The 19,462-nt window shown below is 58.1% G+C and carries 22 protein-coding genes; 3 read left to right on the forward strand and 19 right to left on the reverse strand.

Going from position 1 to position 19,462, the window contains the following annotated elements:
• Positions 1-185: 185 nt before the first annotated feature.
• The 10 genes from EBB79_RS02340 to EBB79_RS02385 all read right to left on the reverse strand — a co-directional run bounded on the left by EBB79_RS02340 (position 186) and on the right by EBB79_RS02385 (position 9,247).
• A complete protein-coding gene (locus EBB79_RS02340; RefSeq protein WP_127747297.1) occupies positions 186-1,151 on the reverse strand; it encodes an ABC transporter permease in 966 nt (321 codons plus the stop codon).
• On the reverse strand, positions 1,151-2,245 hold the full coding sequence (locus EBB79_RS02345) for an ABC transporter permease (protein WP_127747298.1): 1,095 nt from the start codon (positions 2,243-2,245) through the stop codon (positions 1,151-1,153). The genes EBB79_RS02340 and EBB79_RS02345 overlap by 1 nt, the downstream gene beginning before the upstream one ends.
• A gap of 1 nt (position 2,246) precedes the next feature.
• Positions 2,247-3,779 carry an ABC transporter ATP-binding protein gene (locus tag EBB79_RS02350; RefSeq protein ID WP_127747299.1) on the reverse strand — a complete coding sequence of 511 codons (1,533 nt, stop codon included), beginning with the start codon at positions 3,777-3,779 and terminating at the stop codon, positions 2,247-2,249.
• 168 nt (positions 3,780-3,947) lie between these two features.
• Entirely contained in the window at positions 3,948-4,946 is a 999-nt protein-coding gene (locus tag EBB79_RS02355) for a BMP family lipoprotein (protein ID WP_127747301.1), read from the reverse strand.
• Positions 4,947-5,113: 167 nt separating this feature from the next.
• Positions 5,114-5,548 carry a GNAT family N-acetyltransferase gene (locus tag EBB79_RS02360; protein WP_238704979.1) on the reverse strand — a complete coding sequence of 145 codons (435 nt, stop codon included), beginning with the start codon at positions 5,546-5,548 and terminating at the stop codon, positions 5,114-5,116.
• Positions 5,541-6,140, reverse strand: coding sequence for a tRNA (adenosine(37)-N6)-threonylcarbamoyltransferase complex dimerization subunit type 1 TsaB (tsaB, locus tag EBB79_RS02365; RefSeq protein ID WP_127747303.1), 600 nt, complete (start codon positions 6,138-6,140; stop codon positions 5,541-5,543). Before tsaB ends, EBB79_RS02360 begins: the two co-directional genes overlap by 8 nt.
• Before the next feature lie 20 nt (positions 6,141-6,160).
• Complete coding sequence (locus tag EBB79_RS02370; RefSeq protein WP_127747304.1) at positions 6,161-6,727, reverse strand: NifU family protein; 567 nt, start codon at positions 6,725-6,727, stop codon at positions 6,161-6,163.
• Positions 6,728-6,843: 116 nt separating this feature from the next.
• Positions 6,844-7,299 carry a universal stress protein gene (locus EBB79_RS02375; RefSeq protein ID WP_127747306.1) on the reverse strand — a complete coding sequence of 152 codons (456 nt, stop codon included), beginning with the start codon at positions 7,297-7,299 and terminating at the stop codon, positions 6,844-6,846.
• Positions 7,300-7,320: 21 nt separating this feature from the next.
• On the reverse strand, positions 7,321-8,391 hold the full coding sequence (locus EBB79_RS02380) for an AbrB family transcriptional regulator (protein ID WP_127747308.1): 1,071 nt from the start codon (positions 8,389-8,391) through the stop codon (positions 7,321-7,323).
• Positions 8,384-9,247 (reverse strand): branched-chain amino acid aminotransferase, encoded by an 864-nt coding sequence (locus tag EBB79_RS02385; RefSeq protein ID WP_127747310.1) that lies wholly within the window; start codon positions 9,245-9,247, stop codon positions 8,384-8,386. Before EBB79_RS02385 ends, EBB79_RS02380 begins: the two co-directional genes overlap by 8 nt.
• 458 nt (positions 9,248-9,705) lie before the next feature.
• Here EBB79_RS02385 and EBB79_RS02390 point away from each other — a divergent pair, with 458 nt between their 5' ends.
• Positions 9,706-10,020 carry a DUF3307 domain-containing protein gene (locus tag EBB79_RS02390; RefSeq protein ID WP_420850356.1) on the forward strand — a complete coding sequence of 105 codons (315 nt, stop codon included), beginning with the start codon at positions 9,706-9,708 and terminating at the stop codon, positions 10,018-10,020.
• 103 nt (positions 10,021-10,123) lie between these two features.
• On the opposite strand, the gene EBB79_RS02395 is transcribed toward EBB79_RS02390, so the two are convergent.
• From EBB79_RS02395 to EBB79_RS02435, 9 genes are all read right to left on the reverse strand, one after another.
• Positions 10,124-10,885 carry a Phenylacetic acid catabolic protein gene (locus EBB79_RS02395; protein ID WP_127747314.1) on the reverse strand — a complete coding sequence of 254 codons (762 nt, stop codon included), beginning with the start codon at positions 10,883-10,885 and terminating at the stop codon, positions 10,124-10,126.
• A gap of 22 nt (positions 10,886-10,907) precedes the next feature.
• A complete protein-coding gene (locus EBB79_RS02400) occupies positions 10,908-11,981 on the reverse strand; it encodes a 2Fe-2S iron-sulfur cluster-binding protein (protein ID WP_127747316.1) in 1,074 nt (357 codons plus the stop codon).
• Positions 11,982-11,991: 10 nt separating this feature from the next.
• The gene (paaD, locus tag EBB79_RS02405; protein ID WP_127747318.1) at positions 11,992-12,465 is read right to left on the reverse strand and encodes a 1,2-phenylacetyl-CoA epoxidase subunit PaaD; all 474 of its coding nucleotides are present in this window, start codon (positions 12,463-12,465) and stop codon (positions 11,992-11,994) included.
• A 124-nt stretch (positions 12,466-12,589) separates the two neighbouring features.
• Positions 12,590-13,363: a 1,2-phenylacetyl-CoA epoxidase subunit PaaC gene (paaC, locus tag EBB79_RS02410; protein WP_177627764.1), complete on the reverse strand. Its 774-nt coding sequence runs from the start codon at positions 13,361-13,363 to the stop codon at positions 12,590-12,592.
• Positions 13,363-13,647 (reverse strand): 1,2-phenylacetyl-CoA epoxidase subunit PaaB, encoded by a 285-nt coding sequence (paaB, locus tag EBB79_RS02415; protein ID WP_127747320.1) that lies wholly within the window; start codon positions 13,645-13,647, stop codon positions 13,363-13,365. The genes paaC and paaB overlap by 1 nt, the downstream gene beginning before the upstream one ends.
• 21 nt (positions 13,648-13,668) lie before the next feature.
• On the reverse strand, positions 13,669-14,646 hold the full coding sequence (paaA, locus tag EBB79_RS02420; RefSeq protein WP_127747322.1) for a 1,2-phenylacetyl-CoA epoxidase subunit PaaA: 978 nt from the start codon (positions 14,644-14,646) through the stop codon (positions 13,669-13,671).
• Positions 14,647-14,714: 68 nt separating this feature from the next.
• A complete protein-coding gene (gene pcaF / locus EBB79_RS02425) occupies positions 14,715-15,917 on the reverse strand; it encodes a 3-oxoadipyl-CoA thiolase (RefSeq protein WP_127747324.1) in 1,203 nt (400 codons plus the stop codon).
• A gap of 145 nt (positions 15,918-16,062) precedes the next feature.
• Positions 16,063-16,584 carry a GNAT family N-acetyltransferase gene (locus EBB79_RS02430; protein ID WP_127747326.1) on the reverse strand — a complete coding sequence of 174 codons (522 nt, stop codon included), beginning with the start codon at positions 16,582-16,584 and terminating at the stop codon, positions 16,063-16,065.
• 441 nt (positions 16,585-17,025) lie between these two features.
• Positions 17,026-17,805, reverse strand: coding sequence for an IclR family transcriptional regulator (locus EBB79_RS02435; RefSeq protein WP_127747328.1), 780 nt, complete (start codon positions 17,803-17,805; stop codon positions 17,026-17,028).
• A 127-nt stretch (positions 17,806-17,932) separates the two neighbouring features.
• Here EBB79_RS02435 and EBB79_RS02440 point away from each other — a divergent pair, with 127 nt between their 5' ends.
• Positions 17,933-18,235: a hypothetical protein gene (locus EBB79_RS02440; protein ID WP_127747330.1), complete on the forward strand. Its 303-nt coding sequence runs from the start codon at positions 17,933-17,935 to the stop codon at positions 18,233-18,235.
• Positions 18,232-19,461 carry a Tm-1-like ATP-binding domain-containing protein gene (locus EBB79_RS02445; RefSeq protein ID WP_127747332.1) on the forward strand — a complete coding sequence of 410 codons (1,230 nt, stop codon included), beginning with the start codon at positions 18,232-18,234 and terminating at the stop codon, positions 19,459-19,461. Before EBB79_RS02440 ends, EBB79_RS02445 begins: the two co-directional genes overlap by 4 nt.
• The last annotated feature ends 1 nt before the right edge of the window (position 19,462 follow it).

Raw genomic sequence — 19,462 nt, forward strand, 5'->3', positions numbered from 1 at the left:
ACGCAGAAGGCAGGTTTTCCGATCGGTGGTCTCCCGCGTCTGCAGAGTGTACCGGCAAAGCCGGTAAACCCTGATCAGACTTGGGCATCGCCCAGATGCCAAGTGACGGGCGGGAGCTCCTGTTGACAATACACCGCCTGACGTGATGTCGGGCGGTGTGGAAGTTTGGACGACTTGGGCGGGCTTCAGCGTTCCTTTACGTAGGGCTCACCGCCGGCCTTTGGGGGGATGGCCTTACCGACAAAACCGGCCAGGATCACCACAGTTAGGATATAGGGAAGTGCATCCATCATTTGGACCGGGATGGTAATGCCACCCAGCTCAATATTCTGGAACCGCAAGGCGACGGCTTGCAGCAGGCCAAACAACAGGCAGGCGCCCATAGCGTGCCAGGGTCGCCACTTGGCAAAGATCAAGGCTGCGAGAGCGATATAGCCACGGCCTGCCGTCATGTCTTTGACAAAACCGGCCTGAAGCGATGTGGCAAGGTAGGCGCCTGCAATGCCACAAAGCAGCCCACAGATCCCCACGGCAGCGAACCGCAGGCCAACCACCGAAATACCAGCCGTATCCACAGCTTCGGGGTTTTCACCGACGGCGCGCAGGCGCAGACCGAACCGGGTGCGATAGAGCAGCCACCAAGAGGCGGGCACGGCTGCAAAGGCCACGTAAACTAGGATCGAATGCCCGGACAGCAGCTCGGCGTAGATTGGCCCAATCACCGGCACGCCGGCTATGGCCTCGGCAAAAGGAAAGGTGATGGGGCCAAAGCGGCCTTCGGTCAGCAAGGATGGCGTGCGCCCACCTTGCTGGAACCACCTTTGGGCAATCACTACCGTAAAGCCCTGAGCCAGCATGGTAACCGCCAGCCCGGAAATCAATTGGTTGCCACGAAAGGTAATCGAGGCCAACCCGTGCAGGGCGCTCAGCGACAGCGAGGCCGCGACCCCGGACAAAAGACCCAACCAGACGTTTCCGGTAACCGCAGCAACCGCGGCCGAGAAGAAGGCGGCGGCCAGCATCTTGCCCTCCAGGCCGATGTCGAAAATGCCTGCCCGTTCCGAAAACAGGCCAGCGAGACAGGCCAGAAGCAGCGGAGTGGCCAGACGCACTGTGCTGTCCAGGACTTGAATGAGTGTCAGGAAATCCATCAGGCTTTTCCCTTCCGAAGTGCGATAAAGATTTTTTCAAGCGGCATCCGGACCATGTTGTCCAGTGCGCCGGTGAACAAGATAACCAGCGCCTGGATCACGACGATCATTTCGCGGGGGATCTTGGTCCACAGGGCAAGTTCAGCACCACCCTGGTAGAGAAATCCAAACAGGATCGCGGCAAGAAAGACACCAAAGGGATGAGAACGTCCCATCAGCGCCACTGCGATACCAATAAAGCCTGCACCCTCGGTCGAGTTCAGCACCAGACGTTCGGCTTCACCCATGACGTTGTTGGTGGCCATCATACCAGCCAGCGCCCCTGAGAGCAGCATGGCGATCATGGTGATCTTGAAGGGCGAGATCCCGGCATAGAGCGCGCCTTGCTCGGATTTGCCATAGGCACGGATCTCGTATCCCAGTTTGGTACGCCAGATCAGCAGCCAGACAAAGACACAGGCGGCGAGCGCCACCAGAAAACTGACGTTGGCCGGGGCGGCCTTGGAAAACTCAATTCCAAGGGGCGCCAACAGATCGTGCAGGGTGGGCAGGTGTACGGCTTCCGGGAAACGTGCGGTTGCCGGGTCCATGGATCCCGCGGGGCGCAGCAAGTTGACCAGCACATAGTTCAGCACCGCTGCGGCGATAAAGTTGAACATGATGGTGGTGATCACGATGTGGCTGCCGCGTTTGGCTTGCAAATAGGCAGGAATAGCAGCCCAGGCCGCGCCAAAGATGGCCGCGCCAATCGCGCCACCGGCTAGGGCCATCGACCAGTGTGGCCACGGAATGTAGAGACAAACAAGCGCTGCTCCCAAGCCCCCCAACATCGCCTGACCTTCGCCACCAATGTTAAACATACGGGCGTGAAAGGCGACTGAAACAGCCAGGCCAGTAAACAGGAAGTTGGTGGCATAATAGAGCGTATAGCCCCAGCCATAGGTCGACCCTAAGGCGCCATCGATCATCAGTTTGACGGCTTCAACAGGGTTCTCGCCAATCGCAAGGATCACCAGGGCGGAGATAACAGCGGCCAACAGCAAGCTGATCACCGGGATCAGCACCACATCGGCCCATTTGGGCATCTTTTCCATCTTATGCGGCCTCCCCGGCGACACCGGCCATCAACAGGCCAAGTTCTTTTTCGTCAGTCTCATGCGGAAGGCGTTCGCCCATGATGTGACCATCAAACATCACCGCCACACGGTCGGCCAGTGACAGGATCTCTTCGAGTTCAACCGAGACAAGCAGGATGGCTTTGCCCTGATCACGCAGCTCGACGATTTGTTTGTGAATGAATTCGATGGCGCCAATGTCGACACCGCGCGTGGGTTGGCCGATCAGCAGCAATTCCGGATTACGCTCGATCTCGCGGGCCACAACAATCTTTTGCTGGTTGCCGCCTGAGAAGTTCTTGGCCGCAAGCCAGGGATCTGGGGGGCGTACGTCGAACTTTTCCATCTTTGCTTCGGTATCGGCGCGCAGGGCGGCGTTGTTCATCAACATGCCAGATTGATAGATCGGGTCACGGTGATAGCCGAAAGCGACGTTTTCCCAAGCGTGGAAGTCCATGATCAGGCCTTCACGCTGGCGGTCTTCGGGGACATGGGCAATATGGGCACGACGGCGGGCCTGACCGTGTGATCCGGGGCCAGAAAGCGGCAATTCGGCACCCTGCATTCGGATCGAGCCAGTGCCGCTACGCATGCCACCCAGTACCTCGAGAAGTTCCGACTGGCCGTTACCGGCAACGCCGGCAATACCCAGAATTTCGCCTGCGCGGACTTGTAAGTTGATGCCTTTGACCCGTTCAACGCCGTCCTCATCACGCACCGACAGGTTTTCGATCTCGAGCACGGGTGCGCCCGGCTTTGCCGGAGTTTTATCCACTTGCAACAAGACCTTGCGACCTACCATCAGTTCGGCAAGATGGGCTGGATTGGTTTCAGAGGTCTTGACTGTTGCCGTCATCTGGCCGCGGCGCATAACGGATACGGTGTCGGTGGTCTCCATGATTTCGCGCAGCTTGTGGGTGATCAGGATGATGGTTTTACCTTCTTCGCGCAGGCGGTGAAGAATGCGAAACAGCTGATCGGCCTCGGCTGGCGTCAACACCCCGGTGGGCTCGTCCAGAATCAGGATGTCGGCTTGACGGTATAGCGCCTTGAGGATTTCGACCCGCTGTTGTTTGCCAACACCGATTTCATCGATGCGGGCGTCAGGGTCGACGTTCAACTCATATTCGGCGGCCAGTTGTTTCAGAATGCGGCGGGCCTTGGCCAGTGAGGGTTTCAGCAGCCCTCCGTCCTCGGCTCCGAGAATGATGTTTTCCAGTACGGTGAAGTTTTCCACCAGTTTGAAATGCTGAAATACCATACCGATGCCAGCAGAAATAGCGGCCTGACTGTCGGGGATCACGGTGTTTTTGCCGTTAATCCAGATCTCACCCTTATCGGCCTTATAAAATCCATACAGGATGCTCATCAGGGTCGATTTGCCAGCGCCGTTTTCACCGATAATACCATGGATGGTACCTGGTGCTACGCTGATCGAGATGTCCTTGTTGGCCTGAACCGGGCCAAAGGCCTTGGAAATGCCTTTTAGTTCAATGGCAGGGGATATGGTCATTCACCAGTTCCTGTTCCGACAGATTTCACGTTCTGCGCGCTGGTGATGCCTTTGGACAGGTCCGCGATGTCATTGGCGGTACTGAAAAATGGATGGCATGCTCGCGCTGCTAGGGAAAAAAGGGCCGCGCATAGCTGCGCGGCCCTTATTAATGTATTGCTACAAGGCTTAGAAGTTCAGAGCCGGGCAGCTGTCGTCGGACATGTAGTTGTGCACTGACAGTTCGCCAGAAGCGATTTTTGCTGATGCAGCATCCACTGCGGCCTGCATGTCTGCACTGACCAGCGCGGCATTGTTGTCGTCCATCGCATAGCCGACGCCACCATTGGCGACACCCATGTGTACGTTGCCGCTTTCCAGATCTTCACCCTGTGAAAAGGCATCAAAGACTGCGTTGTCCACACGCTTCAGCATTGAGGTCAGAACTTTGCCTGGGTGCAGGTGGTTCTGGTTGCTGTCGACGCCGATGGACAGGATGCCTTCGTCAGCTGCAGTCTGCAGAACGCCAACACCAGTACCGCCAGCAGCTGCATAAACAACGTCAGCACCCTGGCTGATCTGTGCCTTGGTCAGCTCTGAGCCTTTAACCGGATCGTTCCATGCCGCCGGAGTGGTGCCGGTCATGTTGGCAATGATCTTGGCATCGGGATTGGCCGCCATGACGCCCTGGGCATAGCCACAGGCGAATTTGCGGATCAGTGGGATATCCATGCCACCGATGAAGCCTACGGTGCCAGACTTGGACGCCTGAGCGGCCATCATGCCAACCAGATACGATCCTTCGTGCTCCTGAAAGCCGATGCCGCGGACGTTGGGCATGTCCAGCCAGTCAACGTCGATGACGGCGAACTTGGTGTCTGGGTAATCCGGTGCGACCTGGCTTAGGGCGTCAGAGAAGGCAAAGCCAGCCATGACGATTGGGTTAGATCCAGCTTCAGCGAAACGACGCAGTGCCTGCTCGCGCTGAGCTTCGGACTGCAGTTCAACTTCGCGGAATGTGCCACCCGTTTCTTCAGCCCAACGGGTCGCACCGGCAAAGGCAGCTTCGTTGAAGCTTTTGTCGAATTTGCCGCCAAGGTCAAAAATGATGGCAGGATCAGCCAGCGACGCGCCAGCGGTCAGGGCGATCGTTGCGGCCGCTCCCATCAGAGATTTCATCAGAGTCATGTGGGTACTCCCGGTTGTTTTTTTGTTTGGGGTGACTTTGTTGTATCAGCCACCCGATCAGAGACGTATCTCAAAAGGTGCAATGATTAAGGCCGCAGCCCGGCCAAGGGGTCAACCGCTTTTTGACCATTTGGTGTGATTTCGGGGTGTTGGTTCAATATCAAAGGCTATTTATGCGCTGACAAGGCCTGTCGCATGAGTATGGCATCCACCGCCGGGCCATTTTGGCGGCGATAATAGCCGGGGCGATTCCCACAAATAGTGAAGTCACATGTTTTATACAGATCACAGGCCGGGGTGTTGTCGGCAGCCACCTCCAAAAACGCGGTTTCTGCACCCCGCTGGGCGGCTATGTCCCGCCAGGCAGTCATCACTGCACGGGCCAGACCCTGACGCTGGTGGTCCGGGTGGGTCGCAATGGTCAGCAACTCGGCCTCATCGACAACAACCCGCACCATGGCAAAGCACTGCGCGTCACCCACGACAAAGGTCAAATGGCTGTCCAGCAACGCGGTGAATTCTGCTGCGGTCCAGGGCCGGGATTGGGTGAAGGCGGCCGCATGGGTGGCTGCCATGGCAATTGGCGACAGTGGGTTAGCCATCGATCAACGCAGGGGGGACATCGCGAGAAGGGGCCGCGTCGGCGGCGCGTAAATACAGTGGCGCCGGCGGTGGCAAGGTGTTGTCATTGAACCGCAGCGCTGCGCAGCGCGCAATGGCTTCGGCAAGGTCTGCGGGCGTTGCCTCAGGCGCAAAGGTCAGCCCGGCACTGCGGGCGGCTTCGGCGGCCTCTTGGGCAGGCATCAGACGCGGTGCTTGGTCAAGAAGTGCTGCGTAGACCTGCTCGCGCGGGGCCGGGATTGCAACCAGCGCTCCGTCAGCTGCGCGGGCCTCAAATCCGGTGACGCCGACGGCGGGTATGTCTAGCCCCAGCGCCAGCCCGCGTGCGGCCGAGACGCCGATGCGGATGCCTGTGAAATTGCCCGGACCTACGCCAACGCCAATCGCCGACAAGTCTGCCCAGGCGGCACCGCCTTCGGATAAAACCTCTTCGAGCAGGACCATCAGCCGTTCGGCCTGACCGCGGGTCATTAGTTCTAACCGCTCTGCAACAATCGTATCGCCACGCAGCAAGGCGGCCGCGCAATGCGCGGCCGAGGTATCAAATCCCAATACTAGTGGCTCAGACGACACGGTTGCTCCTTTTGCGCCGATCATACGGCGACGGGCCGAACCTCGGTCACTTCGGGGATATAGTGACGCAGCAGGTTCTCGATGCCCATCTTCAGGGTCAGCGTCGAGGAGGGGCAGCCCGCGCAGGCGCCTTGCATGTGCAGGTAAACCACACCGCGTTCAAAGCCGTGAAATGTGATGTCGCCGCCATCTTGGGCCACTGCGGGGCGCACCCGGCTGTCAAGCAGCTCTTTGATCTGATCAACGATCTCAGAATCTTCACCGGTATGCTCGGCGTGGCCCGAGGCTGGCGCGGCGCCGTCATCTGCCATGACTGGCTGGCCGGATTGGTAATGCTCCATCACTGCGCCTAAAATGGCGGGTTTGATGTGATCCCATTCGATCGTCTCAGCCTTGGTCACCGTGACAAAGTCATTGCCAAAGAAGACACCAGTCACGCCGTTTACCGCAAAGATGCGCGTGGCCAGTGGCGATTTGCCAGCTGTATCGGGTGTGGGGAAGTCGGCGGTGCCAACCTCAAGCACGGCCTGACCCGGAAGGAATTTCAGCGTCGCCGGGTTGGGCGTTGATTCAGTCTGAATGAACATAACGGGTCTCCAAAAGCCATGACGAGGATATGCGCTCCGTGCCTGTGTAAGTCAAGGATTAGAACGATTCTAATATTCGACTTGATGCGAGCTGCACATCAAGTTCAAGTCCGCTATCAGGTGATCGCTTCGAGTTTTTCTTTGGAAAGATCACCTGGCACGATGGTAATTGGGATTGGCAAGCTGCCCGAAGACCGGCTGAGTTGACTGACCAGAGGGCCGGGGCCTTTGCGGTCGTTCCCCGCCCCAAGCACCAAGACTCCGATGTCCGGATTGGCGCCGATATGGTCGATAATCTCTTGCTGGGGTTCGCCTTCGCGGATCACCAAAACAGGGTCGACGCCCTGACGGTCGCGCATCCATTTGGCAAAAACTTCAAAATGCGCATGGATGCGTTCGCGGGCTTCCTCACGGATCATCTCGCCAACGCCGATCCAGTGATTGAACTCGTCTGGCGGAATGATCGACAGGATTTCAACACCCGCATCTGTATGTGCTGCGCGCATGGCAGCAAAGCGCATGGCGTTCAGGCATTCGCGGCTGTCATCCAGCACGACTAGAAATTTGCGCATATCGGTCCTCCACAATCTTGCTCAATCTGCCCGAGGGTCCCGCCGCTGTCCATCAGATTCCTCAGCGGCCAAGCGGTGGATGTGTGTGGCATAGAGTGTAAGGACGAATGCAAGGATGAGCAGGCGAAACACATGGGCTGCCGCAACAAAGCTGGGATCAGCCCCCATTGCGGCCGCCACAATGACCATCGTCTCCAGTCCGCCGGGTGCAAACCCAAGCAGAACATCCATAACGGGTAGCCCCGAAATCTGGGCGGCAGGAACTGCAAACAGAGCCGCCAGACCGGAGGTCAGGACAACAATTGCCAGACCGGCTAACAGACTGTGACTCAAATCATGCCAAGACATGCCACTGAACCGGGTGCCGATCAGGCTGCCCATCAAGACCAATGCGCCCTGTGCCAGCCAATCCGGAAGTGTCCCGGTGGTCATAGAGGACAGGTGGGTACTTGCAGCCACCAAAATACCGGCAAGCAATGTTGGGGCCGGCAGTTTTAGCCAGTGCAGAATGGGAGACAGGGCCAAGGCCGCCACAATTTGCAGCAAAAGCCAGGCCCAGGATGTGGACACATAGCCGCGTGGCAGGCCTGCTCCGATGTCCATTCCAACCGCTTGTGCCGCCAAAGGCACCACTAGGGTTAATGCCATAAGGCGGATCGATGCCAGAACCACTGGTCTCGTCAAGGACAGGGATAAACTGTCCGCCAGTGCAATAACCAGAGACAAATGCCCCGGAGCAGAGCCCAGAAAGGCCTCATCGCGGTCAAATGTCAAAATGCGTGGAAGCAGCCAACGGCCAATCCATGGCGTTATCAGTGTCAAAATGGCCAGCAGGAAAAAGGCAATGGGCCATCGCATCATGGCCTGAATGCTGTCCGGACCTATCATCGAGCCAATGCTGAGCCCGACCAGTAGAAACCCTGCGTTCCGAAATCCTGCTGCAATGGCAGTCTGAACGCCGCACAGCCCTGCAATAGCAACGGCGACGGCTGGGCCAGCCAGCAAACCCATTGGCATGTTGAAAACCAGTGCCACCAAAGCGCCAATCCCCCCGATAACCAGGGTGATGGCGCTCTGGCGGGGGTCAGCCATTTGACTGTGCCCAGTCCCAATACAGGTCGCGGACGCGTTTTGTGACGGGTCCAATCTGGTATTGGCGGTTGTCAAAGGCGGTTACCGGTGTGACTTTGCTCATGTTACCAGACAGGAATATCTCATCTGCGGCCTCAAAGTCAGCGTAGCCCAGCACCGTTTCATGCACAGTGACGCCATCAGCGCGCAGGTTGGCGATGTGGCGTGCCCGGGTGATGCCGCTTAGGAATGTGCCATTGGCGATTGGGGTAAACACTGCGCCGTCGCGCACCATGAAGATATTGGTGGTGGCGGTTTCGGCGACATTGCCCAAAGGATCCAGAACCATCGCATTCGAGAAACCCTTTGACCGGGCCTCGCGAAGCATTCGCGCGTTGTTGGGGTACAGACAACCGGCCTTGGCATTGACCACGGCGCTGTCCAGCGTCGGGCGGCGGAACCGGGTCCGGGTCAAGGTTGCACTGGCGTTTGCGGCGGCCATCGGGATTTGCTCTAGGCAGAGGGCAAATCCGGTGGCGTCAGCCGAGGGAGCGATGGTCGTTTCATCCCCGTCCAGGCCCCAGTAGATGGGCCGGATATAGACCGCAGCGCCTTTGTCATACAGCGCCAGACCCTCGCGGGCGATGGCGACCATATCGGCTGTTGAGACGGTTGGTGTCAGCATCAATGCCTTGGCCGACTGGTTGACACGCTCACAATGCAGATCCAGATCCGGCGTCATACCGTCAAACAGCCGTGCGCCGTCAAACACGGACGAGCCAAGCCAGGTCGCGTGATCGGCAGCCCGCATAATCGGTACGTTGCCGTCCTGCCAGCTGCCGTTGAAAAATGTGCGGATATTGCTACCGGTTGCCATCAGGATGCCTCAACAATGAATTGGAGATGGGCGAAACCTAAGTAGAAATGGGTCAGCCGTCCAGACCTTTTGTGACTTCGCTTGCCACGCGCGGAGAGTTGGACTGCTCTCTCCTTAATTCTGATCGCCGCAGCTATAGTCGGGTTTGATGTACGTCTATCACCACTGATCTGAGGCTCTGCTGTCCAATTCTCCGTGGCTGGGCCGTCAGGGAGTTTCCTTTGACCTTTGAGGAAAGATTTTCAATTGCAGTGGCCGATCAGATTGCAGGCGGATTACTCTGATTGCACCTTGCCTTTTGCATCGCCGACCTTGGCACAGGCGGGTGGGGCCTGGGGGGCGATGCTTAGCAGTTGGAACAGCCGTTTTATCAATGTGATCGAGATTACAGATAGATTGAGCCTTTATCGCTAGGCTTAAAATTTCAACGACCGCATAGTTCAAGGCCGGAGGTGAAATTGGACGTTCTTGCTCTAATGATTTTTGCTCACGCCCTAGCAGACTATCCCTTGCAAGGTGATTTTCTAGCGCGCGCCAAGAACCATACAGCTCCGATATGCGGAGTGCCCTGGTATCACGCCCTTGCGGCCCACTGTACGATCCACGGTGGTTTTGTCGGCATTATCACTGGTTCGCTTGCCTTAGGTCTCGCCGAATTCGTTATTCATGCCGCCACAGATTACGCCAAGTGCTCCGGCCGGATTTCATACAATACCGACCAGGCCATTCATATTGGATGCAAAGTGGTTTGGGCTTCAATCCTCGTGATCTGATCAGCTAAACTCTTTTGGCGCGCCTCTTGGCGCGCCACGCCCAACGGGATTTGGGGCATCTTTGATGCTCCAAATCCGGGCGGGAGATCATCGCGCTTTGCGGTCAGGTCGCAGGCATCAACCCATGTTTTTCGAGTTTCGCGGCGGAAATTTCCTGCCATTGCGCTTTTAAGGCGGCGTTGCTGTTCCTGCGCAGCCCCATGGCTTTGAGACCGTCAAACTTCTGCGAGCTTTCGTCGCCAAAGCTGGCGGCGACACGGGGCCACCAATAGTTTACCAGGCTTTGTAACTCAGCCGATGCATCTTGCTCGGCAAGGGAGCCTAGCCCCTTGTCAGCCAAGTCGGTGTGTTGGGCCTCGATGGGGGTGATGATGCGAAAGGCCTCGGCCAGTGGCTGGTACGAAACCTGCTGAAGTTCGTCCAATTGCACTGCCACGGCAAGTCCCATTAGCAGGTTCATCACAACCGCATCACCCCAACTTATCAGGGGATAGTTGAACACGGCCAGCCGCATGTCGTGATCGCTGCGCCGCTGGGTGATATCCGCGTCGCGGGGCAGGCGGGCGGTCCAGGGATGATGGTTGGCATAGCGCCCGGTATCAGCGCCGAACTCTCCCATCAGGGTTAAAACGCGATCCGCGTTGGCGGTCTTTTCATGCACGATCTGGGCCGCCGACATCCGTTCGCGGACACCCGGACCGGCGTTGATCATTTCGGCAAAGCCTGCTGCGCCGGCCAGTTCGCTGTCCACAAAGATCGCCATGATCTTCATCAGTTCGGCGCGATAGCGCGGCGTTACATTGCTGGGGCTGGTCAACATGCCGCCAGCAGCGAGGTAGGTTTCAATGCTCATGTCATCGGCCATGGTGGTCTCTCCATCCATCGTATTATTGATCGTAGTCTACCACCACGGTGTCGGTCACCGGATAGGATTGGCAGGACAGGATATAGCCCTTTTCGACCTCGTAATCCTCAAGCGCATGGTTGACGGCCATGTCCACTTCGCCCTCAATCACCTTGCAGCGACAGGTCGAACAGACCCCCGCTTTGCAGGCATAGGGCACGTCCATCGCATTGCCCAATGCGGCATCCAGGATCGACAGGTCTTTGGGCATTTCGATGGTGCGGGTGGCACCGTCCAGGGTGATTGCGGCGCGAGTCAGATTGGCGCTGCTGGCCGCATCAGCCGAGACCGCTTTGCGCGCGGCGCGGCCCGGTTGGGCGCTGGCAAACAGCTCGAATTTGATCTGAGTGTCGTTCAGCCCCGCCGTGCGCAGGGCCGCAGCGATACCCAGCATCATCGGTTCCGGGCCACAGATGAAGGCGGTATCGACGTTATGAATGTCGATCCAATGCTGGAACAGCTGTGCACATTTCTCTTCTGTCACCAGACCGGTGAACAGGTCGATGTCTTGCGCGTCGCTTTCCAGGATGTGGATCACGCTCAGTCGACCCATATACAGGTTCTTCAGATCCTCCAGTTCCTCGCGGAACATGATCGTGTTCACGCTCTTGTTGGCGTAGACCAGTGTGAAACGCGAGTGGGGCTCGGCTGCGAGGGTGGTCTTCAGGATCGACAGCACCGGCGTGACACCTGACCCACCGGCAAAGCCGAGGTAGTGTTTGCGCGCATCCGCTGCAACCGGGGTAAAAAAGCTGCCCATTGGCGGCATTGCCTGCAGGGTGTCGCCCACCTGTAGGTCTTGGTTGGCCCAGGTCGAAAAGGCACCGCCGTCGACGCGTTTGATGCCCACTTGCAAGATACCCTCGTCCTTGCCCGCGCAGATCGAATAGGACCGGCGCAGTTCTTCGCCATCAAAGTCGCGGCGAAAGGTCAGGTACTGGCCTTGGGTAAAGTCAAATTCCGACGCGGCACCATTGACGGGCTTTAGCGTCACCACCACGGCGTCGCGGATGGTTTTGTGGATGTTGGTAACAGTCAGGTCATGAAAGCGCGCCATGGGTGTCTCCTCAGATGCACTTGAAATAATCAAAAGGTTCAAGGCAGTCCTGGCAGCGCCAGTGGGCCTTACACGGGGTCGAGCCAAATTGGCTGACTTTGGTCACGTTGGTGCTGCGGCAGTTGGGGCAGCGTTCGGGTCCGCCTGCGGGCTGCGGGGGGGCGATGCCGTAGTCCTCCAGCTTGGCGCGGCCCTTGTCGGACATCCAGTCGGTGGTCCAGGCCGGTGAAATTTGGGTTTTCAACTCGAGATGTTCGATGCCGTGATCACGCAGTGCCGTGTCGATATCGAGATTTATGATCGAGGTTGCCGGGCAGCCCGAATAGGTTGGCGTGACCGAGACGGTCAGGGTGTCATCGATCCATTCAACGCCGCGAATGATGCCAAGATCCACCAGCGAGATCACCGGGATTTCCGGATCAGGCACGGCGTCCAGCCACTCCCAGATCTGGTCAACACTTGGCTTGTTATGCAGTTGGCTCATGTGCTGTGCTTTCCAATCGAAATAGTCCGGACGATAGGCCGAGCAGCCCCCGACCTCCCCCACGGGAGGGGGCTTTACCCCCACCCGAGGCCGGGGTTGCCCTTTGCTCTAATGTCCTGACGCCTTACCAGTTAGACCCCGGATAGGCGCGTTGCAGCCATTGCATCTGTGTCAGCAAATGCCCCAGATGTTCGGTGTGCATTTTACCGGTGCGCCCGCCCCTGTGGCCAAAACGGCTGTCTGGGATGGTCAGCGTCGCGTCAGCCAGAATGCGTTCGATCAGGGCATCATATTCGCCGCGCAATGATGCTGGGTCAGGAGCGATACCTGCTGCAACCATCTCGGCGTCTACAGCGTCTGACTGGAACATCTCACCCACATAGGGCCACAGATAATCCAGCGCCTCTTGCATGCGGCGATGGCTTTCTTCGGTGCCATCACCGAGGCCAACCACGGTGTCAGCCGAGCGTTCCAGATGATAGGCGACTTCCTTGCTGGTTTTCTCGGCAATCGCTGCAACGCGCGTGTCCGAGGAGGTCATCAACCGGCCCAGCTGGATTGCGTGCCAGGCGTCAAACAGGAACTGGCGCATCAGAGTGCGGCCAAAGTCGCCGTTTGGCACCTCGACCAGCAGGATATTGCGGAAATCCCAAACGTCGCGCAAAAAAGCCAGATCATCGGCGCTTTGGCCGTTGCCCTGCACCTCGCCTGCCAGCCCCAGCCAGAACTGCGTCTGGCCGATCAGATCCAGCGCAGTATTGGCCAGTGCAATGTCTTCTTCCAGAACCGGAGAATGGCCGCACCACTCAGATACCCGGTGCCCCAGGATCAGGGTGTTGTCGCCCATCCTGAGGAGGAACTGCAAAAATGCCTCGTCCCTTGTGATCGGTGTGCTCATTACAGGGCCCCCACTTCGTCAGGGATGTCGAAAAAGGTCGGGTGGCGGTAGACCTTGGATTCCGAGGGCTCATACAGCGGACCTTTGTCGCTGGGCGAGGAGGCGGCGATGTGATTGGCCTCGACCACCCAGATCGACTGTCCTTCGTTGCGACGGGTGTAGACGTCGCGGGCGTTTTTAATCGCCATTTCCGCATCTGGCGCGTGCAGGCTGCCGACATGGCGGTGGCTCATGCCGTGCTGACCGCGGATAAAGACTTCCCAAAGGGGCCATTCGTTCGTCATGTTCTGTTCCTCCTTGAGAGATTATTCAGCTGCAACCTTGGCGGCGGCTTTCTTTCTGGCGTGGGCCAGCAAGCCGTCGCGAACCCATTTGCCATCGTCCCAGGCCTTGTTGCGGGCGGCGAGGCGGTCCACGTTGCAGGGGCCATTGCCTTTGATCACATCAAAGAACTCGGACCAGTCGGGATCGGTGTAGTCATAGTGGCCACGCTCTTCGTTCCACTTGGTGCCGGGGTCGGGCAGGTCCAAGCCGAGGAATTCGATTTGCGGCACGGTCTGATCCACGAACTTCTGACGCAATTCGTCGTTGGTGTTCATCTTGATCTTCCAGGCCATCGATTGCTCTGAATGCACCGAATCCTTGTCGGAGGGGCCGAACATCATCAGCGCCGGGAACCACAGGCGGTTGACTGAATCCTGCGCCATCTTCTTTTGCGCCGGTGTGCCTTCAGCCATCTTGCGGATGGCGTCAAACCCCTGCCGCGCATGAAAGCTTTCTTCTTTGCAGACCCGGACCATGGCACGGGCATAGGGGCCGAACGAGGTCCGCTGCAGCGGCACCTGGTTGATGATCGCTGCGCCATCCACCAGCCAGCCGACGGCGCCGATGTCCGACCAGTTCAGGGTTGGGTAGTTGAAGATCGACGAGTATTTCATGCGACCGTCCAGCAGCATCTCGGTCATCTCATCGCGGGTGACGCCCAGCGTTTCAGCGGCACAATACAGATACAACCCGTGGCCGGCCTCGTCCTGGACCTTGGCCAGCAGGATTGCCTTGCGCTCCAGCGTTGGGGCGCGGGTAATCCAGTTGCCTTCGGGCAGTTGGCCAACGATTTCACTATGCGCGTGCTGGCCGATTTGGCGGATCAGGGTCTTGCGATAGGCCGCAGGCATCCAGTCCTTGGGCTCGATCTTTTCGCCCGCATCGATACGCGCCTGAAAAGCGGCTAGCTTTTCGGGGTCGTCTTGGGCCGCTTCGGTTTTCACCATCTGTGCATACATAGTCAGATCTCCAAATTCCCTGTCGCGCAATGGGGGCCGAAAACCGGTCCCCACTTTCGGATTGCGCTTTAAACGCGTTCCAGGATCAGGGCGGTGCCCTGTCCAACGCCAACACACATGGTGCACAGCGCATAGCGCCCACCGGTGCGTTGCAATTGATAGGCGGCGGTCAGCACCAGCCGAGCGCCGGACATGCCCAGCGGATGGCCAAGTGCGATTGCGCCGCCATTGGGGTTAACATGGGGTGCGTCATCGGCAACACCAAGCTCCCGCAGTGTGGCCAGTCCCTGTGCGGCAAAGGCCTCGTTCAATTCTATCACATCCATCTGCTCGATGCTCAGGCCTGTGCGGGCCAACACTTTGCGGGTGGCTGGAACTGGGCCAATCCCCATGATGCGGGGCTCAACCCCGGCGGCGGCCATGCCGACTATCCGCGCCATCGGTTTCAACCCGTTCTTGGTGGCGGCAGCCTCATTCGCCATCAGGATGGCGGCGGCGCCGTCGTTGACACCCGATGCATTGCCAGCAGTCACGCTTAGGTTGGGACCATTCACGCCGCGCAGTTTCGCCAGTTTGTCAGCGCCGGTCCCGGGGCGGGGGTGTTCGTCGGTGTCGACAATAACCGGCTCGCCCTTGCGTTGTGGCACGGGAACAGGGGTGATCTCGTCGCCGAAAGCACCAGCCTCTTGCGCTGCGGCCCAACGGGCCTGTGATCGCGCCGCAAAGGCATCCTGATCTTCGCGGGAGATGTTGTAATCGGCTGCCACATTGTCAGCCGTCTGTGGCATCGAGTCGGTGCCGTACATTTTGTCCATCTTGGGGTTCACGAACCGCCAGCCGATGGTGGTGTCGTAAACCGCGTTGGCGCGTCCGAAAGCTGATGTTTGCTTGGGCATCACAAAAGGCGCGCGGCTCATGCTTTCCACACCACCTGCGATGGCCATGTCATAGTCGCCCGCCTTGATCCCGCGTGAGGCCATGCCCACCGCGTCCATCCCCGAGGCACAAAGGCGGTTTACCGTGGTGCCGGGTACCTGCGTAGGCAATCCGGCCAGCAACGCCGCCATGCGGGCCACATTGCGGTTGCTTTCTCCGGCCTGATTGGCGTCGCCAAAGATTACATCGTCAATCCTGGCCCAATCCACCTGAGGGTTGCGGGCGATCAGCGCGGAGATTGGCGAGGCGGCAAGGTCATCGGTGCGTACCGATGACAACGCGCCGCCGTAGCGACCAATGGGTGTCCGGGTGGCGTCACAGATGAATGCGTCCATGGTCTTTGCGTCTCCTCGATTGGTCATAAATAATCCGACCGGTAGGTCGGTTGTAGTGATTGGCGCGATTCGTGGCAAGGTAAATGTAACAGTAAGTTGTCATCTTGCATAATTCGGTAACATGTTCTGCCTGTGACCTCTTTGTCTAGGGGTCATATTGCAGGACTTCATTTAGATAGTTTGTGTCCTGAATTTTGAAATGCGTCTGGCCAACTGGGGTGAACCCATGGCGCTGGTAGAACGTGATGGCTTTTGTGTTTTCAGAATTCACAGCCAGCCAGGGTGGCGCCCAATGGCTGGATTGGCAGTGATCCAACGCTGCGCGTAAAAGGCAAAGGCCGATACCTTTACCCTGATGGCGGGGCTGTACGTAAAGTGTGGCGATTTCGGTTTCCGAGTGACTTCCTGCTGGCGATTTTTGGCCGACCCGCACCCGGATAAAACCGTCTATGCCGATGCAGTTTTGCGAGACCAAGAGCAGTTCCGAGGGCTGGCTCAGTATCCGGCGAAATTTATCTGCAGTGAATTCAGCAAGGGCGTAGTCGGCAAAGAAGCTGCTAATCCCTTCGCGAATGTAGCTGTTGAGCCAAACTTCGATCGAGAGGGCAGCGAGGCTGGAGCAATCCGTTTCTAAAGCGGGACGCAGTGATATGGTGGGCGTGGGCATCGTAAATCCAGTCAATCATATAAAGGCCAATCAGTGAAGGCAGCGGAAAGTCGGGTAGGACAAAAGCAAAATTCGGTTGATCAGAATTGTACGGAACGTTGGCTTGGATTGTCGGGTAAATTCAAGTGAATTGCTGGAATGAAGCAGGTCAACAGTGTTCCGCTGTAACCGTGCAGAGAAACGCCACCGCGCCGCGCAGCGGCGCCACCGAAGGCGCGGGCCCGAAGCCTTGCTTCGGGCCCGCCATGGTAACTGGTGGCGCCCGACCTGCGGCCGGGCGCGGGCGTGGCGTTCTTAGAAGGCAGGTCACGGCTGCAATGTTTATTTTCACTACAGGAGCAGAAATTGCATATTAGAGCAGCGCATCGAGCAGGGCAGTGATAATACTGCTCATTATAATCGCGTTAATACCCTCTTTGACCTTGGGATCTGATAGGAGGTTCAAGCCTTGAATTCAGAGGGATAGCTGCTCGGCGACACACCGCCGGTGTGATGAGTAAGGATCTGTCCTGCCTGGTGCAGGGCCGTTGGGATTAACGCTCGCTGCAAGGCATTCATCCGGGACACAGGAGCGGCTACGGCCAGGGCGCCTATGGGTTGGCAGTCGGGCCCGAATATGGGCACCGCATGGGAATGTACTTCCGCCTCAAACCCACCAATCGATTCCGCCACACCACAGGTACGTATCTTTTCCAGAAGTGCCCGGATAGCAGCGGGTTTGGTTTCTGTGCTGGAGGTGTGGCTGTTCAGTGGCATCGACAGGATAGTGTCGGTGAATGTGGTCTCTGCATGGGCCAGAATAGACAAGCCTGAGGCGGTGGCGTGAAACGTCAGAACTTTGGCGTCTTCAAGCATCACCTTGGTGGCGTGACGGGGTGAGTAGCTATGTGACAGAGAGTTCAGCTGCAATCCCTGTACCAGCGACAGGTGGCAGGTCTCGCCAGTTTCATCGCTGAGTTCCCGAAGCACCTGGCGTGCTGCTGACAGGATTGGGACCGCTGCTTCACGTAGAGACGCCAGCCGCAGCACTTGTGGCCCAAGTCGGTAGGAGCGGTCGTTGCCTGTCTGTTCGACGAACCCGGATTGCTGCAGCTCGCTCATCAACCGAAAAACCGTAGCTTTGTTCATACCAGATAGGCGCGTCAGATCACTGAGCCCGATCTCAATCCTGTTATGGCTAAAATGGGTGAGTAGCGACAGGGCTTTGGACACAGTTCCCATGGTGCGACTTGAACTCCGTTCCGAATGGCAAAGGCGATCTTCTAGAGGCAACAGACTCCAGTTATGTAATTGTGTTGACAGATTAGGGTTTACAGGTCAAATTGAAATCAAACCAATGGTTCATATAATGAACCGACATGCTACTTGGATGCCTATGGTGGATCAGGATCAAATCGACAGGTCACAGCGGGCAGACGTCGCGTCGCAACAGCTTTTTGTTGATGGGCGTGGCGGTCGGGGACCGGTGGGTCGCTTGATGTCTTTTCACCCATTGATTGGATCTCTTCTGACCGCGCTGGTGGCGGCCTCTGCAACAGATGTTGAAAACGCTGTCGGCGCGGCGCGGCGGGCATTCGACGAAGGCCAAGATAAATCCCTGAATGCACGGGGTAATTACATCAACCTGAAAACTGCGTGGATTCAACTGTGAGCAAAACCATTCTGATCGCGGGCACCTATGATACCAAAGATGCCGAACTGAGTTACCTGTCACAGGTCATCGAGCATCAGGGCGGCAGCGTTCTGACGATGGATGTCAGCGTGTTGGGCGACCCCAGCAAGCCAATGGATATAAGTAAGCATCAGGTGGCCGAGGCGGCGGGCAGCTCGATCCAGGCTGCCATCGACACCGGCGATGAAAACGGGGCGATGCAGATCATGGGGCGGGGGGCTGCGGCTGCGGCATTGGCGCTGTACCGCGATGGTCGTATCGACGGGGTGATTGTTCTGGGCGGGACCATGGGCACAGATCTGGCGCTGGACCTGTGTTCGGCACTGCCGGTGGGCGTGCCCAAATATGTTGTCTCCACAGTTGCCTTTTCGCCGCTGTTGCCGCCTGAGCGGATCCCAAGCGATGTACAGATGATCCTTTGGGCCGGAGGCCTTTATGGGCTGAATTCCATTTGCAAGGCCGCGCTGTCGCAGGCGGCGGGTGCTGTGCTGGGGGCCGCGCGCGCGGTTGAGCCGCCAAAGCGCGACAAGCCACTGATTGGTATGACCTCGTTCGGCAAAACCGTCCTGCGCTATATGGTGACCCTGAAGCCGGCCTTGGAAGAGCGCGGGTTTGAGGTGGTGGTATTCCATGCAACCGGTATGGGGGGGCGGGCGTTTGAAAGTCTGGCCTCCGAGGGGGCTTTTGCAGCGGTGTTCGACTTTGCCCCGCAAGAGGTCTCAAACCATATGTTTGGTGGGTTGTCCGCGGGGGCAGACAGAATGACCAATGCAGGCCGCGCAGGTATCCCGCAACTGGTGGCGCCAGGGTGTTATGACCTGGTTGATTTCGTGGGCTGGCAACCGGTGCCAGAGGCGCTGTCAGATCGTCCCAGCCATGCCCATAACCGGTTGTTGACCTCCGCCTCGCTGACCGCAGATGAACGGCGCCAAGTGGCGGGTGCAATTTGTGAAAAACTGTCCCAGGCCACTGCGCCAGTGGCGATGTTGTTGCCCCAGCAGGGCTGCAATGAATGGGACCGGCCGGGCGGTGATCTGCACGACGCCGAGGGTCTGGCCGCCTTTTGTGACGAAGTAATATCCGGCTGTCCGGGCACTGTGGATCTGCATGTTCTGGAGTGTCACATCAATGATCCAGCGTTCTCTGCCGCTGCGCTACAAGTATTTGACGCATGGCTAGAAAACGGCACCGTAGCGGCAAGGTAGA

It is taken from the genome of Parasedimentitalea marina (assembly GCF_004006175.1).
GTDB classification, from domain to species: Bacteria; Pseudomonadota; Alphaproteobacteria; order Rhodobacterales; family Rhodobacteraceae; genus Parasedimentitalea; species Parasedimentitalea marina.

Coding starts and splice junctions, on each gene's coding strand:
- paaA (WP_127747322.1), bottom strand. CDS start 14,646: ATGTATGCACAGATGGTGAAAACCGAAGCGGCCCAAGACGACCCCGAA.
- EBB79_RS02430 (WP_127747326.1), bottom strand. CDS start 16,584: ATGCCCACGCCCACCATATCACTGCGTCCCGCTTTAGAAACGGATTGC.
- EBB79_RS02350 (WP_127747299.1), bottom strand. CDS start 3,779: ATGACCATATCCCCTGCCATTGAACTAAAAGGCATTTCCAAGGCCTTT.
- EBB79_RS02375 (WP_127747306.1), bottom strand. CDS start 7,299: ATGCGCAAATTTCTAGTCGTGCTGGATGACAGCCGCGAATGCCTGAAC.
- EBB79_RS02395 (WP_127747314.1), bottom strand. CDS start 10,885: ATGGCCGATGACATGAGCATTGAAACCTACCTCGCTGCTGGCGGCATG.
- paaD (WP_127747318.1), bottom strand. CDS start 12,465: ATGAGCCAACTGCATAACAAGCCAAGTGTTGACCAGATCTGGGAGTGG.
- EBB79_RS02380 (WP_127747308.1), bottom strand. CDS start 8,391: ATGGCTGACCCCCGCCAGAGCGCCATCACCCTGGTTATCGGGGGGATT.
- EBB79_RS02435 (WP_127747328.1), bottom strand. CDS start 17,805: ATGGGAACTGTGTCCAAAGCCCTGTCGCTACTCACCCATTTTAGCCAT.
- EBB79_RS02340 (WP_127747297.1), bottom strand. CDS start 1,151: ATGGATTTCCTGACACTCATTCAAGTCCTGGACAGCACAGTGCGTCTG.
- EBB79_RS02355 (WP_127747301.1), bottom strand. CDS start 4,946: ATGACTCTGATGAAATCTCTGATGGGAGCGGCCGCAACGATCGCCCTG.
- EBB79_RS02370 (WP_127747304.1), bottom strand. CDS start 6,727: ATGTTCATTCAGACTGAATCAACGCCCAACCCGGCGACGCTGAAATTC.
- paaC (WP_177627764.1), bottom strand. CDS start 13,363: ATGAGCACACCGATCACAAGGGACGAGGCATTTTTGCAGTTCCTCCTC.
- EBB79_RS02345 (WP_127747298.1), bottom strand. CDS start 2,245: ATGGAAAAGATGCCCAAATGGGCCGATGTGGTGCTGATCCCGGTGATC.
- paaB (WP_127747320.1), bottom strand. CDS start 13,647: ATGACGAACGAATGGCCCCTTTGGGAAGTCTTTATCCGCGGTCAGCAC.
- EBB79_RS02440 (WP_127747330.1), top strand. CDS start 17,933: ATGAACCGACATGCTACTTGGATGCCTATGGTGGATCAGGATCAAATC.
- pcaF (WP_127747324.1), bottom strand. CDS start 15,917: ATGGACGCATTCATCTGTGACGCCACCCGGACACCCATTGGTCGCTAC.
- EBB79_RS02385 (WP_127747310.1), bottom strand. CDS start 9,247: ATGGCAACCGGTAGCAATATCCGCACATTTTTCAACGGCAGCTGGCAG.
- EBB79_RS02400 (WP_127747316.1), bottom strand. CDS start 11,981: ATGGCGCGCTTTCATGACCTGACTGTTACCAACATCCACAAAACCATC.
- EBB79_RS02360 (WP_238704979.1), bottom strand. CDS start 5,548: ATGGCTAACCCACTGTCGCCAATTGCCATGGCAGCCACCCATGCGGCC.